The 15,506-nt window shown below is 56.3% G+C and carries 7 protein-coding genes and 2 pseudogenes; 4 read left to right on the plus strand and 5 right to left on the minus strand.

Annotation, left to right across the window (positions count from 1 at the left end; all coding sequences use genetic code 11):
- Positions 1–10: 10 nt before the first annotated feature.
- Positions 11–1,708 carry a GGDEF domain-containing protein gene (locus HCX89_RS04270; RefSeq protein ID WP_254428351.1) on the plus strand — a complete coding sequence of 566 codons (1,698 nt, stop codon included), beginning with the start codon at positions 11–13 and terminating at the stop codon, positions 1,706–1,708.
- Between the two features lie 92 nt (positions 1,709–1,800).
- Here HCX89_RS04270 and HCX89_RS04275 read toward each other — a convergent pair whose 3' ends face one another.
- Positions 1,801–4,920, minus strand: a complete 3,120-nt coding sequence (locus HCX89_RS04275; protein ID WP_167715199.1) for an NAD(P)-binding protein — start codon at positions 4,918–4,920, stop codon at positions 1,801–1,803.
- 228 nt (positions 4,921–5,148) lie between these two features.
- Here HCX89_RS04275 and HCX89_RS23070 point away from each other — a divergent pair.
- A pseudogene (locus HCX89_RS23070) lies at positions 5,149–5,406 on the plus strand (AraC family ligand binding domain-containing protein); the annotation flags it as partial.
- 18 nt (positions 5,407–5,424) lie between these two features.
- Positions 5,425–5,871 carry an AraC family transcriptional regulator gene (locus HCX89_RS22815; protein WP_254428352.1) on the plus strand — a complete coding sequence of 149 codons (447 nt, stop codon included), beginning with the start codon at positions 5,425–5,427 and terminating at the stop codon, positions 5,869–5,871.
- Here the strand turns inward: HCX89_RS22815 and HCX89_RS04285 are convergent.
- Positions 5,865–6,272, minus strand: coding sequence for a hypothetical protein (locus HCX89_RS04285; RefSeq protein WP_045283550.1), 408 nt, complete (start codon positions 6,270–6,272; stop codon positions 5,865–5,867). The two genes, HCX89_RS22815 and HCX89_RS04285, sit on opposite strands and share 7 nt — an antisense overlap.
- 311 nt (positions 6,273–6,583) lie before the next feature.
- Between HCX89_RS04285 and HCX89_RS04290 the strand changes: the two genes are divergently transcribed.
- Complete coding sequence (locus HCX89_RS04290; protein ID WP_129978406.1) at positions 6,584–7,030, plus strand: GNAT family N-acetyltransferase; 447 nt, start codon at positions 6,584–6,586, stop codon at positions 7,028–7,030.
- Positions 7,031–7,180: 150 nt separating this feature from the next.
- On the opposite strand, the gene HCX89_RS04295 is transcribed toward HCX89_RS04290, so the two are convergent.
- From HCX89_RS04295 to HCX89_RS04305, 3 genes and pseudogenes are all read right to left on the minus strand, one after another.
- Entirely contained in the window at positions 7,181–7,645 is a 465-nt protein-coding gene (locus HCX89_RS04295) for a GNAT family N-acetyltransferase (RefSeq protein ID WP_167715203.1), read from the minus strand.
- Between the two features lie 326 nt (positions 7,646–7,971).
- Positions 7,972–9,411: pseudogene (locus tag HCX89_RS04300) on the minus strand (PfaD family polyunsaturated fatty acid/polyketide biosynthesis protein); the annotation flags it as partial.
- Positions 9,412–9,628: 217 nt separating this feature from the next.
- Positions 9,629–15,496, minus strand: a complete 5,868-nt coding sequence (locus tag HCX89_RS04305) for a beta-ketoacyl synthase N-terminal-like domain-containing protein (protein WP_368039289.1) — start codon at positions 15,494–15,496, stop codon at positions 9,629–9,631.
- Between the last annotated feature and the right edge of the window lie 10 nt (positions 15,497–15,506).

The raw sequence follows: 15,506 nt of genomic DNA on the forward strand, positions 1-15,506 counted from the left end.
GGAAATCGATTTGCCGACAGACAAACGTTCGCCCTTCAATATGGATAAACACCCAGGTTACCTTTTCAGGATACTGCTTGCGTTTGTTCTGTTCCAATTCAGTGTTGGTGCCTGGGCCGCTCAGGTGCTCGACAACAGCTACATTCTTAAGGCTGAGCCACAACAGCTGGCTCCGACCTCATTCGAGGGGGTACCTGCCTGGATCCGAGCGCAACAGGAAACCAGCCTGAGTTTGAGTGGTGGCAGTTACTGGATGGTGAACCCTTTGCGGGTGGCCAGTCGTGAACAGACTTGGGTCATAGACGTACGCAACTCCATCATAGAATCCATCGACCTTCTGCTGCTTGGGCAGGATGGCAGCATGCAACAAGCCCACTCTGGCTATGATGCCGACTATCAGTATCTGTTTGATTACGGCAGGCGGTTCACCATCAAGCCGGGGATAGATTATTGGTTGGTGGTCAAGGTCGAGAGCCGTTACTACTCATCGGCACCCGAGATCCGCCTGGCACCGGAAAGGGAACACAGACTCAGTGCCGACAGGCATGCCACAGCCGTGGTGCTATGCCTCGGGGGCTTGATTTTTATCGCCTGCTATAACCTGTTCATCTTCTTTACCACCCGTGACAAGGCGTTTTTTTGGTACGGTCTTTATGTGCTGGCCTACTTCTGCGGCTGGGCCTTGACCTTCCACTTGCCGGTGCACCTGTTTCAGTTCCGTCAACTCGAGCTGCACCACCTGTTCTTTATCAGTCTGCCAATATTGAACATCTTGTTCTATAACAATTTTTTGCAGCTTTCTCTTTATTCGCCCAAGCTTTGGCGCCTCAGTCGCATCTTGCTGTGGGCCTGTGTGCTGGCTCTGCCTACCAGTATCTGGCTCTTGTCCTACACGGCGATTATTGCTTCCGTACTTATCATGCTCTGGATTGGACTGGCGATAGTTTGCGGTAATGTCTGTCTGATGAAAGGCTTCTCGCCGGCACGCTATTTCATCATGGCTTTCAGCTGTTTGCTATTGCCGGCAATCATCATATTGCCCGGTAACATGGGTATCACCCCGGACTTCTTTGAGTATGCCGAGCTGGCGACTCTGCTGGGCGGCACTGCCGATGCTCTGCTGCTGTCCTTGGCGTTGGCAAGCAAGCTCAAACTCTTGTCGGAAGAGCGCCAGGAGTATATCCGCAAGTTGGGCATCGCTTGGGAGCGAGCCCGCAGTGATAGCCTCACAGGTCTTGCCAACCGCTTGGCCTATGATGAGAGTCTGGCGGATACTTGCCTGAGTAGTGGCATGCCCAAGCCGGGATATATGTTGGTATTGCTGGATATTGAGGGGCTGAAACGGGTCAATGACACCCTGGGGCATGGGGAAGGGGATAGATTGCTGCTGGCGGTAGCCGAAGAGCTAAAGAGCTGGTCTGTGGCCAAGTTAAAGCCTTTTCGTATCGGTGGCGATGACTTTGCTTTGCTGTTGCCGGAAGCCGAGGCGCAGCAACTGCAGAACTTACTGCCGAGGCTGGAGCAGCGTATTGCCAGTGAAGGTTTTGCTGAGCTCTGTGTCAATCATGGCTCTGCCACCAGTACAGATAAAGAAAAGATCCAGGATTGGGTCCGCGCCGCCGACAAAGACTTGTATCAGTGCAAGAGTCTGCGTCGCCGTGAGCTGCACGCCAGACAACTTGCAGCAGCCGAAGGCCTGCCCCGCTAAACTCACGGGGCTAATTTCGGGACTAATTCCTGGGCTAAGTCAGGAGCAAGTCCAAAGCCGAGTCAACAGGCTAAATCTCGCCTGGATGCCTATCAGAAGTCTTCCTCACCCTTGATATGGCGCGGATAGCCACAGATAGCCTTGGAGGCGTGCATACCCGCCATGGTTGCGGCTTCGACGCAGCCCACATTCAGCCCTGTTTTTATCCAATCGCCGGTGACATAGAGGTTATCCAGCCCAGTACCGTCTGTGGTGATGCGAAAACGCGAGCTATCTTTCACCGACAACACATACCGCTCGGACGGGTCGACATTGGCACGCCAGTATTGGCTGTCAAAGCGCTGTTGTCCTTGACGTTCCTCCGGGTCGTGCAGCCAATCCCAGACAAAGCCATTTTTGGCTTCCGGCCAGAGATTGCCTATTTGATGCTCGAGTTGCCCCAGAGCCCCGGACTTGGCCACGGCATTCATTTGCTGGTTAAAGTCACTCTGCTCTCTGGGTGGATATTCGGCAACCGGCAGCGCCGAGCAGAAGTAACTGGCATTTTTGACGCTGCCTATCGGCCAGCTTTCTTTGTCAATCAATTGATCCATACTGGCCCAGGTGTCATAGGGCTCGCTGAAGGCCGACAGCACAGGCTCTTCGCCGGAAGTCGGAAAAAGTTGCCAGCCAAGGCCGTTGAGATCTGTGTTGAGCCACAACTGATAGGCCTGGGTCGCCACGGTTTGCACCTTGGCCACAGCTTGAGATAGCGCCGGACTTTGGGTCATCACCTCTTTAGCCACATGAGGAACGGCTCCTATGGATAGACCGAAGATCACCTTGTCAAAATCAATCCCCTTACGCAGCTGTTTCACCGGCAGAACGTGGCCGGTTTCTTGCTGGTACAGCTGCGGCCAATCACTCCAGAAGTGTTCCAGGTTGACCCGGTTTTCGGCAATTAATCTGGCTTGAGTTTCATCCAGTTGTGATAGCAGAGGCTCGCTTGGCCAGCAGCCGAGTCCTTTGACATCCACCAGCGGCTGATACTCGCTGAGTCCGGGTTTGAGGCTGGCCTGCTCCATTATCTCTATGCTGCTGACGGATTGCCCTTGACAATGCAGCTGTTGTACCTGATGGAAGAAGTGAAAATTCACTCCTCGGCGTTTCAACACTTCATAGTAGGGGGTGAATACTGTGTCGCCCATGCCGGCCTGCATTTTCCACATCACGCCCCCTTGGTAGCAGAGGGCAATTCGCAGCATGGAGCGGATTATGGTGCCGGCTTCCACATTGGGGCGGGAGAAATCGCCCTGCTCGTAGGCAAACACCAGATCGTAGAAGCCCCTGACCGGTGCTGAATCGACAGTGTAGCGCTCGCTGGCGCCATGGCGACGCAGCCATTCGCGGTAGTCATAGCCGTTGATAACATCGAATCCGCCCTTGAATACCCCATCGACAAACATCCCCTTGAGTATGGTCAAACCAAGGTCGGCACCTATGTAGAGGCGCCTGAGCTCGTCATTGCCACTCAAGTGATCGCCAAAGCGGTGGTTGAGACGCCGATGCAGTATATCGACGGCACTCTCGATTAGGCCATCGTCCTCGACAGTGTCGTGGTGGTGATCGTCACACTCCTGGCCTATCAGCTGGTTGAAGCGGCACTCCAGCTTGTCCCCCAGGGTTTCCAGGCTATCTTTGGCGTCATCCAGCGCCTCTTCGATGCGATCGTTCAGGCGTTCAAACCAGTCGCGGGAGAACCAGTCTCTGGGGCTATCCTTGGCCACGGCCTCATCGACTTCATCCATCTGTTTTAACCATTGACGGATCCAGTAGAAGGCCGCCTTGACCAATTTCCACAGCGTCAGGGTTTCTGTACTGTCGCCGGGGATACCCGGCATGGGCGGGAACTCTATGGGCCAGCTCAGGCTGCGACCCTCTATCTGCTCCTGCAGCACAATGAAGTTATGGGGCTTGAAGGCTTCGACAAAGCTGGCCAGCGGCGCGTCATCCGCTCGCCCCAGTTCTTCATAGGCTTTGCGCATCAGAGCGGCGGCATTTTGGTAGAAACCAAACCAAATATGCAGCCCATGCTCTTCGATACGATTCCCCATGGCGGCATTGCGCCCGGAGGCTCCCTTGCCACCAATGCGCCAGCCCTGTTGATAGATATCTATCTGGTACCGGTTTTGCCAGCCGGGTTGTTCGGTCAGACACATGGCTGCGGTAATGGCGGCAACGCCTCCACCGAGAATGGCAATTTTCTCTTTTTTGACCACAGAGTTGTCCACCAACACTTCGCCCGGCGGTACCTCAAAGTCAAAGTTCACATGGTAGGGCAGCAGCACCTGCTGCTCGCCGAGTTGTACCCCCAGGGTGTCGGCCAGCGGGAAGCTGTCGTTGGCAAAGACGGTGGCCACCAGGGAGTTATCCAGCAGCGACAGATGATGCACCTTGTTGACTCTGGCCGGCGCCTGCAGCAGCGCCTGATATACCGCCTTGGTACCGGAAGCGTCGGGGAACTGCTTCAGGAAAACTTGCTCCACCGCCGGTTTGAACAGCAGTTCGAATACCTGCTCGGCTCCAAGAGCATCCAGATCGGGAATAAAGTCGCTTTGGGCCTGAATAAAGTCCCAGGTTTGGCCTATGGCTTCCAGTGGTGAGAGGGCATTCTCCTGCTGCGGCCTGCACTTAACCTGGAGCAGTGGTGCCATTGCCAGTTCGGCATCCGGGGAAAATTTTTGAAAACTCTTGGCCGACAACGATAGTTCTGTCAGCGGCTCATCTACGCCAGGCATCCGGTATTCGCAGGCGTATTTGGGATAACCAAATAACTCGCGGCCATTGATCAATGCCATGGCATCATTGACCCAGATATGCAGCGGCTGAAACAGAATTTCGCTGATTTCGCCGGAATCCGGACCGGCCTGTTTACCCACCATCACCCAGGTGATGATATCGGTTTCCTGGATCCAACCCTTGTTGCGATCCACCTCGACACTGGAATAAGCCTTGGCGATTTGAGTGAAAGTTGTCAGTACATAAGGGGACAACACCTTGAAATACATCTTGTTGTTGGCGACCCGGTTCAGGGTTTGGTCAACACTCTGTTGTAAATTGGCAAGCTTGCCCTTGAGGAAAAAGCCGTACATATCGGCCTGGGTTAACACCAGAGGAGAGTGCATAAGCACTGAGCCGGGAGGGTAGATAAAGTCGGGGCGTTGTTCGTTCATGGCGACCATCCTTGTGTACTGACGTTTGCCAGATTTATCTGGCTGAATTAACTGAATAAACCTAGCGTATATTCAGGCATCTTACAATTGCAGTCCTGTTGCCTGTGGTTTGCTCTTTGTGGGAACCTTGAACCAAGCTCGCTTGAGCGAAAGGGGACGTCGCCGCTATGCTTGCGTTCCGGGCATGAGCCGGAAGATTGTGTCAAGGCAAGGAGATAAGGGAAAGCGATGCGGCATTTATTGAGACACTACAGTGAAAGCGACGCCACAGGGTGCCATAGCCACGATATCGGTCAGCTTATCTATCTGCATCATGGCGCGGTTTTGCTGGAGAGTGGCCAAGCCGAGTCCTTGCTGCTCAGCGGTCAACTCCTGTACCTGCCGCCCGGGTGCGAGCATGCTCATAGATTGCTGAAACATACACGCTGCAGTTTATTCTATTTGCGGCCCGAGGTATTGCCGCAGCATTGGCAGTCTCATGGATTGCATCAAGGACCTGCGCCCATGAGCGTCAGTCCACTGTGGTCGGCGCTGCTGCAAAGACTGGAAACTGTCACTGAAGACAAGGAGGCCGCCTATCTTGAAGTGCTGCAGGATAATCTGTGTCAGCTTCAGCCTCAAGGCCGGCTCGAGCCGCTTTACCAGAGTCTGGCCCCCAGGCTATTGCCAGTTATCGAAACCATGCAGCGTTCACCCAATCTTAAGCTGCGTCTAGAGGATTTTTCCAAGCACTGCGGCGCTTCCGAGCGGACGCTGAATCGCTTGTTCCGTGTGTGCCTGGGGGTGAGCTTTAAGGACTGGCGCCGTCGTAGCCTTATGCTCGAAGCCCAGCGCCGACTGCGGCAAGGGCAGCCGATGACACAGGTGGCTTTGGAGCTTGGCTATCAGAATCTCAGTGCGTTTTCGGCGGCTTATCACAGGTTCTTCCGGCGCCAGTCATATCCTCAGTAGCTCTGCGCCAGCCGCTTGGCGCTATCATCGCCGCTTAACACACAACTCATCTCGTCAGTGCGGATAATACGTTCGGCCTCGAATTGAAACAGGGCCAATACTCTGATGCTGAATCGGCTGCCATCGGCTTTCTCTCCCGCCACTCTATGACAGGAAAACACCTTTTGCTGCTGACAAATGAGCTGCTCAAAGCCGATCTCGCTAATTTTTACCTGGCTTCTGAGCCAGTGAATGTGAGCACAAAAGGCCCGGTAATCCAGCTCCTTACCATCTACCCACTGACGATATTCCGGATGAAAGTCCTGCGTTAATGCCAGTTGCCAATCGGCGCGGGTCAGCACTCGGCCCAATATCTGTTGCACTCTGCCGGCTAACAATTTCTCTTTGGGATCCAGCTTCATTTTCGGCTCCTTGTTGGTCTATCCCGGGGGATGTCCCGGTTAAGCTTTTCTGTTAAGCAACACCATGGTGCCGCATCAGGCTGGGTGCTGCTTTGGTATTGGCGCCAACTTGTGTGGTTTTCACGCCATAATGTGCTGGCGATGTCCAAGGAATATGGTGCTTGGTGAAGATGACAATGCCGGTGCCAGTGCCTTAATCGTTTCAAGGCAACCGGACTCTCGGCAACTGGAGCTCGGCAACTGGACAGTCACCTTAAGTTGGCGCTAATTTGAGCACTATGAAGAGAGTCTTTTTAGTCGCAAGCGCGAGCATGAGCATAAACATACGCACTGCCAGGTTAAGCGATATCCCCGCCATGATGTCACTGAGGTTGAATGTGAGCGAAAATCGCCTGCAGGATCCCGGGCGGATCACTCATGCCTGTTATCTCGGTTACCTGAGTGGCCGGCGGCGAAGCTGGGTTGCCGAGACTGACACCCAACTGCTGGGCTTTAGCTGCGCCGACCGTGAAGATGCCAGAATTTGGGCGCTTTTTATCGCTCAAGAGGCGGAAGGAAATGGCATAGGTAAGGCTCTGTTACAGCAAGCTGTTGACTGGCTCCACGCCGGTGGCTGTAGCAAGCTGCAACTCAGTACCGAGCCGGGTACCCGCGCCGAAGGCTTCTATCGCCATCTCGGCTGGCAATCATTGGGGCTTACTGAAGATGGCGAGCTGCATCTGCAGCTTATCCCCCAGAGTCATCAGTCTTGCGGCTAACTACTGTGGACTTTCGTCTGTGCTAAAGGCAGTCCAGCTATTCACAAAGAAGGTGATGGATTGTCGCTTCGACGGAAACCCAGGCCAAGTAGGTTAGCGATTTAAGGGCTAGAGTTGGATAGCCTTTATGCAAGTGCATCCATGCATGACCTACAGCGCTGCCAGTTTTAAGTTCATAAAACAGCTATTTGGATCTTGTTGATAGTCGGCGAAGGGGGCGCAGAAGCTGAAGCCTTCACTCGCGTACAAGGCTCTGGCCGGGGCGAAATAGGCCATAGTGCCAGTTTCCAGATAAAGCCTTTGGACACCCAGGCCTGCGGCATGATGCAGCAGGTGTCTGAGCATGGCTCTGGCATACCCACGGTGGCGGAAACTTGCAGCTGTGCGCATGGATTTAAGCTCGGCCTCGGCGTTGCCAAGAAGTTTGATGGCACCACAGGCGGCGGGTATTTCTGTTACCCAAAGGGTGAAGAAGTGGATATCCGTTTGTTTCAGGCCGCTGAGGTCGAGGGCATGCACGCTCTTGGGCGGCGATGTGGCCTGCATCTCTTGCAGGTGCTCTGCAAGCAGTTGCAAAACCGCCGGGTGGCTTAAATCATCGGCTCTGATCTGCATTGAATCTTCTTTGGGCATGATATTCATGGTTTTGCTCGTTGCTATGGTTCGTTGCTAAGGTTCGTTGCTATGGCTCGCTATAATTAGTGGCTTGGCGCTATTGACCAAGCAGCGAACGTGGCAATGCTTATGCCATCTTTGCAAAGATGGCCATTTTAGACATGGAATTGAAGTTGGACGCGGTGCGGGTGGGCATATATGACAAACTGGCTACAGGCCCAAAATTGAGTGGTGTCATTTGAGTTGCACCGCAAACAGGCAGAGTGCCCGTTTGCGGTGCATGGTAAAGAGCCTTTAAGACCTTTTTTGATGAGCCGTAATCCTGCTCAGTCCAGCGATTTCAGCGGCCGATAATGGCCCAGGCTGGATGGCAGGGCTATGCCCTGGCTTCGCAACTGGTTGACCCGGTTTTGATATGCGGCGCCTACGAGCAGTTGCAGTGCCAAGTCCACGGCGCGGCGCTGACGGTAATCATCCAGATAGCTATCCTTGGCCCAGGCGTTGAAGGCGCCCAGTGCCGGCCCGGCCCAGATCTGGTAATCCATCTCCCGACCGCTTTCCCCTGTATTGGACCAGCGGCTCGATAGCCCCAGATACCAGCGGAAAATGAGCGCCATCTTGCGCTTTGGATTGCCCTCGGCGCGGCGAATTTGTTCGGGATCCCGCGCCATAAAGTGAGCAACCGTACCTTGCCAGATTTCATCCAGATTGGCGCGAAATACCTGAGTTTCCAGCTTTTGGCGCTCATCGGCCGGAATGGCCTCTATCGAGTCGTAGCGGCTGTAGATTTCGTAAAGCTTATTGGCTCGCATGGGGAAGAGGGTGCCGCGTTTTACCACTTGCAGCTTGACGCCCATCTCAAACATATCCGCGGCCGGCGCCATGGTGATATCGGCCATTTCCACGGTCGCCAATAGCTTACGGCTGTGCTCGCTGGCACCGGCTTCGATACAGGCCTGATTGATAGAGCCGGTAACGATAAAGGCGGCGCCCATATTGAAGGCCGCCAAAGCTGCATCCGGCGTACCTATGCCGCCTCCGGCTCCAACCCGGATAGGTTCTTGGTAGGCGTATTTTTCCTGCATTTGATCCCGCAAGGCGATAATGGTGGGCAGCAGGGTAACCAGAGGACGATTGTCGGTATGGCCGCCGGAGTCTGCCTCGGCGGTAATGTCGTCGGCCATGGGCACCTGCCTGGCAAGTTCGGCCTGCAGTTCAGTGATCCATCCCTGACTCAGCAGTTGCTGGAGGATTTTCTCCGGCGGCGGCGCCATAAAGTGGGCGGCGACTTCGGTGCGGCTCACCTTGGCTATCACCTTGTTGGCGATCAGGGTGTTGCCGTCACTGTCCCGGCTCAGTCCGGCCACCCGATATCTCACTATGTGAGGGGTCAGCGCCAGAAAGGCCGAGGCTTCGACCGTACGTACCCGGTGTTTGAGATAGAGCTCGACCGCACCTTGCTCGAGTGCCGGTTCGCTGGGGCTGTGGATCAGGTTAAAGGCGTAGGGGCCGCTTGGCAGCGCCGCCTGAATTCGGCTGATGGCGGCTTCCACCCGGGCGGGCACCAGACCGGCGGCGCCAAATGAGCAGAGTATGCCGGCCTTGCCGAGGGCAATCACCAGCTCTTCGGAGGCGATACCGTTGGCCATGGCGCCGGCATAATAGGCGTACTTGACTTTGTGGCAGGCGGCAAAGGCCGGATCGCCGAGCGCTGCTGCGCTGAGTGGCGGCACCATGGCGCAAACCGGCAGTGTATTGCCGCTAGCACTCGTCTCGGCAAGCTGCGCCTGATTGGCAAACAGGATTTCACTCTTGGTTTGTCTGGCGACAAACAGCGGCTTATCCAGCGCCTTGATTGCGTTGCCGGCACAGTTATCTGTGGCCGCAAAGACATCATCACTATTTGGGTTCAGGGCCCAGGGCCAATTGAAGCTTGTCATTTTGTTGCTCTCATTATCTGTTCGGTTGTCTTTGCCTGAGGGCTCAGGCTTCTTCAATGGCCAGAGCCAGATTTTTTATTTCATAAATTCGCAGGCCATCTTTGGCGAGCCAGGCATCGGCTGTCAGTGTGACTCTGTCCGGCGTATCCTCTATGGCTGTGATATGCAGCTCCAGCGACATCTGCCGGTTCAGGGGATTGATCTGACCGCGGTATTTCCACTGTACCTGACTCAGGCAATGGGCGAATCTTGGGTTACTGAATTGGCTCCCAAGCCCGGCGTCCAGGGCAAAGGCACTCAGGAGTTCCAGCATGGCTTCCACTCCGAGCGAGCCCGGCATCACAGGGTCCTGATGGAAATGGAAGCGGAAGAACCAGTCAGCGGCATCGATTTTGCGCTCGCCATAGATGTAGCCCAAGCCGGAATGGCCGCCTTGGCGGCAGATGCGGACAGAATCGACAAAGTTGAGTCTACCGCCCGGCAGGCGCAGGTGTTTTTGATCCCAAGAGCCATGATAGAGAGCGCAATCGGCGGCGCGAAGATCATAGCTCACATCGGCCTCAAGCCCTTGCTGTTTATCCCAGGGCTCGGTCACCTTACCGTTATCCAGTCCTAACTGGTTTTTCAGCGCCTCGGCCTTGAAGTAACCAAATACTGCCTCGCCTTCATAGAAGGGTTCACCATCGGCGCTGAGCACAAAGCTGAAGCTCTGGATGATGTTGGTGCCCGCCTTGACAGTGCTCAGCAGACGCGAGTCGTTGCTGATGGTCTTGCCACGCAGGTCAAGCCGGCGCAGCAGTGTGCCTTTACCGTCGAGGTTACGGAAGAAAAGCTCTGTGTCGCCATAGCCCAAGGTGGTGCCCATATAGCCGGAAATAAAACCATTGGGCTGCAGCGCTATCTCCATCAAAATCGAGTAGGGCATATGCGCCGGGTGGCTGTTTTCACTGAAGTACCAAGCCTTGGGTGGCACTTCATATTCGCCGATACAGGAGGCCGGAGACTTGAAGTCGCCGCGCTTGCCAATCACCTGCGTCACCCTGGTGGTGAGCTGCAGATCGCCGCAGGGGGTGCGCGGTGGGATAAGCCCGCGGTAGGCGGCAAAGTCGGGGCCGAAGCAGTTCTCAATATCGCCGGTGGCAAATTCAAACATATGCCAGGGGGTAAAGGGCGCAGTATCGGGCGTGCGATTCGGGTAGTCCGGCGTTACCGGCGCCGGAACATGCCTGACCGGGAGCACGCCGTGAATGGGCTGAGAGTCCGGGCAGCTTTCATGGCTCATCAAGGGGGCATTGATGGACGCCTGGCGTCCGGCGTTCAGTGCCTCGTTAGTATCACTTGCCGAGGCGGCAGGGTGTTGCGGCTTTCCGCTGTACTCCTGGTCACTCACAGCACTGTCATCGGCGTACTTGTGGCAGTCTTCATCTTCCTTGAGCATGACGCCAAGATTCTGGAAGTCCACCACCACCTTGCCGTCGAGCAAGATCTCAATATTGGCCTTGGCCCAGGGGCTGGGTGTCAGTCCTATTTCGGTGACTTCCATCCGATAGGTGAGACGATTGGATTGCGGCTGTACCTGTCCGCGGCAACGTACCTTCTGCGGCGCACTTTCCAGTGGTTGGAAACGGCCATTGCGGGTGTGTTTGTGCAGGCCAAGATAGAGCATATAGAACTGCAGCAACTGACCGCAACCCTCGGCCATCAAGGAGCCGGCCATCACCTGATCGCCCTTGAAATGACAGGGGAAATACCAGTGATCCGGCTCCAGTTGCTTGTGCCCTTCAACCAGACCCAGGCCCCAGGCGCCGCCGCTTGGTTCGACTCTGCTGACCTCTTCGATCATCAGGAACTTTTCCGAGGCAAAACACAGCGAGGCTTGGCGGTAACCCAAGTCATGAGATGGGCCAAAGCAGGCGCCGATATCGCCGCTCAGCAGTTGCCTCATTCGCTGGTAATCAAATATCTGTTGTTTACAGTGGATCAAGGGCTGGAATTGGCGCTTGTTCGCCATCGCCAGGTTGCGGGCCTTGATCTCCTCTTCGGTGCGGATGACTCCTTTGCCATCGGCCAGCTCGGCATCGGTGAAGAAACCGGCGCAGCCGTTGTCCATTTTGAGGATCAGACGTTCGCCGACAAAACACTCGTAGGAGAAGAAAAACAGCAGGGTATCGCCGTTGCGGGCGAAGTGATTGATGGAGATGTCGTATCTCAGGGTATCACCGCCACGGGGCAGATCGCCGAGGAAGGTGAGGGTACAGTCGAGCAAACGGTAGACCCGCTCGCCCTTGTTCTCCAGATCTATGCCGAGATAGCTTATCAGCATCAAGTCACACTGGCCCGACTCCACGGCCACAGCCCAGGGGATCTGGCCATCGACCAGATAGGGGGCGTCCATGGGAATATCATACTCTGTGGTCATGGTGCTCGGCTTGTATTCGCCAAGACGGGCATTGAGTTTAGTCACCCTTGAGACCAGCAGATAATCTGTGGTGGGCAGTCGCACCCGGCGGCGGTAGCTGTCGATCACGGCATACTCAGGGCCGAATACCGGCGCTATGTCGCCCTCGGCGTATTGCACCAGATCCTGATAATTCCAGATGCAGGGTTTGTCCTTGGGCACTTGGGATGTCGCTTTGGGGGGAATGGTTTTGGCAACAGCTTCTGCAGCCGTTTGAACCGAGTCCTTGGGCGTGCGCGCTGGTAAAGGTGGTACTGAGGCGGAGCTCAGGTCTGTCGAGCGCTTGTCTTCTGAACCGATATTTTCAGCGCTTAAGCGGTTTTCGGCCGCAGTCCCGGCGCCCAAGAGGGCACTGGCCAGTGCCAGTCCGGTTTCACGGCTCTTGAGAAAGGTCAGGTGCGCTTCACGTGCCAGCCGTTGATTATCTGCCAGTGCCTGCAGGTGCGCGTCGGTAGCGGCTTTATGGGGAGCGGCCGCAATTTTATCGCCGGGCATGGATTGTCTGAGAGCTGATGGGGCATGCTGATTGTTCACCTGAGTGAGCTCCTTAGTCAGTTCACTGTTAACTTGTTGGCTGCTGGTGTGCATTGCAGGCGCTGCCTGGGCTTGAGTGTTCTTTGCCTGGGCAAGCTTTTGGCGAATGCCGGTCTCGTGTTTAAGCTCGGCGGTGGCGATATGCTGCTCTATGGCGTCACCGCCAAGGGTGATGGTTTGCCACAGCTGGCGGATATTGGCGCCGGCTATCTTTTGACTGGGCTTTTCACTGGACTCTTGACTGCTCTCTTGACTGTTCTTTTTATTCTGCGTGCTCAGCGCCTGTTGCAGGCGCGCCTTTTGCTCCGCCGACTGTTGCAAATTAACCGCGGCGCAGCGGCGCTCGCCATCTATCAGCAGGGTGTGGGAATCTTTATCCCTATCCTGGGTCAGGCGCAGCAGCGAGTGCAGCAAACTGGCCATCCCGGCGGCGGCAAAGCTGTGCCCCATACGCGAGACGGCGCTGTGGCTGGTGGCCGCGAGACGACGAAAAGCCTTGAAGCTGGGGCTGTGCTCATCTACTTCAGGCTGTGCGTCCAGGCAAAATGTTTGCTCTCTTGAGTCTGCCGTAGAGAGAGTCTCAGTAGCTGTTAATTCCACCGATGAAAACGGCTTGAAGCTCAGCTCTGTCAAGGCGCCGTAGCGGCCGCTTTGATGCGCAACTGACGGCGTCAGCACCAAGGCACCGGCGCCTTCACCCGGTAACAGTCCAAGCTGCTGCAGACGCTTGCCCGAGTGCAATACCCGCTCGGCGCTGCCGGCGAGATCCACCGCGGCCACCACCACGGCGTCCAACGCCTCGGTGCGGCAGAGATTGGCGGCCACTTCCAACGCCCGGGGAACCGACAGCTCGGCGGCCGAAATACTGAAAGCCGGGCCGTTGAAATCCCATTGGGCGGCGACCCGGGAGGCCATGATGTTGCCTATGTAGCTGGTGTATTGATTGAGGCTGGCGCTGGGCAAAACGCTGTCCATCGCCAAACGCTCGAGTTCGAGATACTCATCCTGGCTTAGGTTGATGCCGGCATCGTTAAGGCTCTGGCTAATCTGGCTGTGCAGGTTAACCCGGCCGCGAAACTGATGCAGCTCAAGCTCGGTTTCCATGGCGACCAATACAGCCACCCGGCCACCCATGGGCAGATGGGCATCGCGAATCGCATCATCGGCCACCTTGAGCAGCAGTAATTGCTGCGCCACCAGTCTATCTCCCGGATGGGGCGGCAGGCGGAATTTGAGGAAATCCAGTTCAAACTCGTCTATGTAGCCGCCATTGGGAGCCTGTTCAAGCCCCATGCTGGAGAGCAAAGAGCGGTTGCGCTCCAGGCCTTTCCAGCGTTTGGGTGGCAGGGCTCTGGTGGCCGTTTGCCCTTTGGCTATCAGTTTGGCAAGCGTCTCGAGCGAGTCGGCGGCGCCGAAATGCGCGGCGGCGCCCTCAATCGCCAGGCCCTCAGTGTCCTTGTGTTCAGCCGCTTCCGGCGAAGGTTTGGCTGGAATAAACTCTTTGGCAGCATCGGGCCCTGTGAGCAGCAAGTGGGCGTTACAGCCTCCGAATCCGAACACAGACACCCCGGCAACCGGGCCGGGATTGCCCGCTTTGGTCGGCCAGGGGATGGCGCTGCGCACTATATTGTGCTCGCCAAACAAGCCGTTGGGCGAGCTCAGCGGCGCCGATATTCTCACCGAGGCAGGTAACAGCTTGTGTTTCATCGACAGCAGCAACTTGATGATGCCTGCCATACCGGCAGCAGTCAGCAAGTGGCTGAGGTTGGACTTGACCGAGCCAATTTTAGGCGCGGCACTGCCTTCCAGACGTGGGCCGAAAAACTGTTCCATGGAACTGAGTTCCACCTTGTCACCCAGAGGCGTGCCCGTGGCGTGGCATTCAATCACCTCCACCTGGGATGGCGCGATATTTGCCGCCTCGGCGGCCCGTTCAAACGCCAGTACCTGGCCCTTGCTGGCGGGGCTTAAGACAAACTGGCCGCGACCATCGTTGGAAAGCCCTGTGCCTCTGACTATGCCGTGAATGGTATCGCCATCCCTTTGGGCATCGCTCAGGCGCTTGAGCACCAATACGCCGCAGCCTTCACCGGCAAACAGGCCGCCGGAACTGTTATCCAGCGGGGCGCTTTGGCCCGACTCGGGGAAGGCCTGGAAAATGGAAAAGCCCATATGGATAAAGAAGGGATCGGCGCCGCTGACGGCACCGGCCAACATCACATCGGCGCTGTGGTTGCTGAGATAGTCGCAGGCCAGGCGCAATGCATAGACTGAGCTGGCGCAGGCGGCATCCAGGCTCAGGCTGGGGCCGCCAAGGCCCAGGCAATCGCACAGCAGTTCAGAGCCCTGGGCAGCGATATCCGTATCCCAATGGCGAATGCTTGCATCTGCCGCCGTTCCCGTATCTATGGCTGACGCCAATGGCGGCATGCCGGGGAAACGCCGCCGCAGCGCCGTATCGACACTGTGATGATACAGCGGCAAAAAGGCCTTGTTGGAAGCTCGGGTCGGGAACGAAAGCGTGCCCATCACGGCGCCGCAGCGCGCCAAGTCGGAAGCGTTTTGCGCTGGGGTTAGCCCGGCGCTTTGAAGGGCCTTGCGGGCGCAATCGAGTGCCCACAACAGGTGCTGATCCCAGGTTTGGGCACCCGTTGCCATTTCATCCGCTGATCTGGCATAGCCCTCGGGCGAGAAGTTTAGCTGGCGAATATAACCGCCCTTATCACAATAGAAACGGTCGCTCTGGCCTTTTGCGCCTTGATAATCGCTGACACTGGCGCCCAATTGGCTGTCATTCAGGGAGCTGATGGCATCCCGGCCTTCGCTGAGCAGTTGCCAGAAGGCGTCCAGATCCTCACAGCCCGGGAAGCGGGCGGCCATGCCAACTATGGCGATGGGCTCGGCTTGTTTACTTGTCACTCTGTTCTCA

This window comes from Shewanella sp. Iso12 (genome assembly GCF_012030025.1).
GTDB lineage: Bacteria > Pseudomonadota > Gammaproteobacteria > Enterobacterales > Shewanellaceae > Shewanella > Shewanella algae.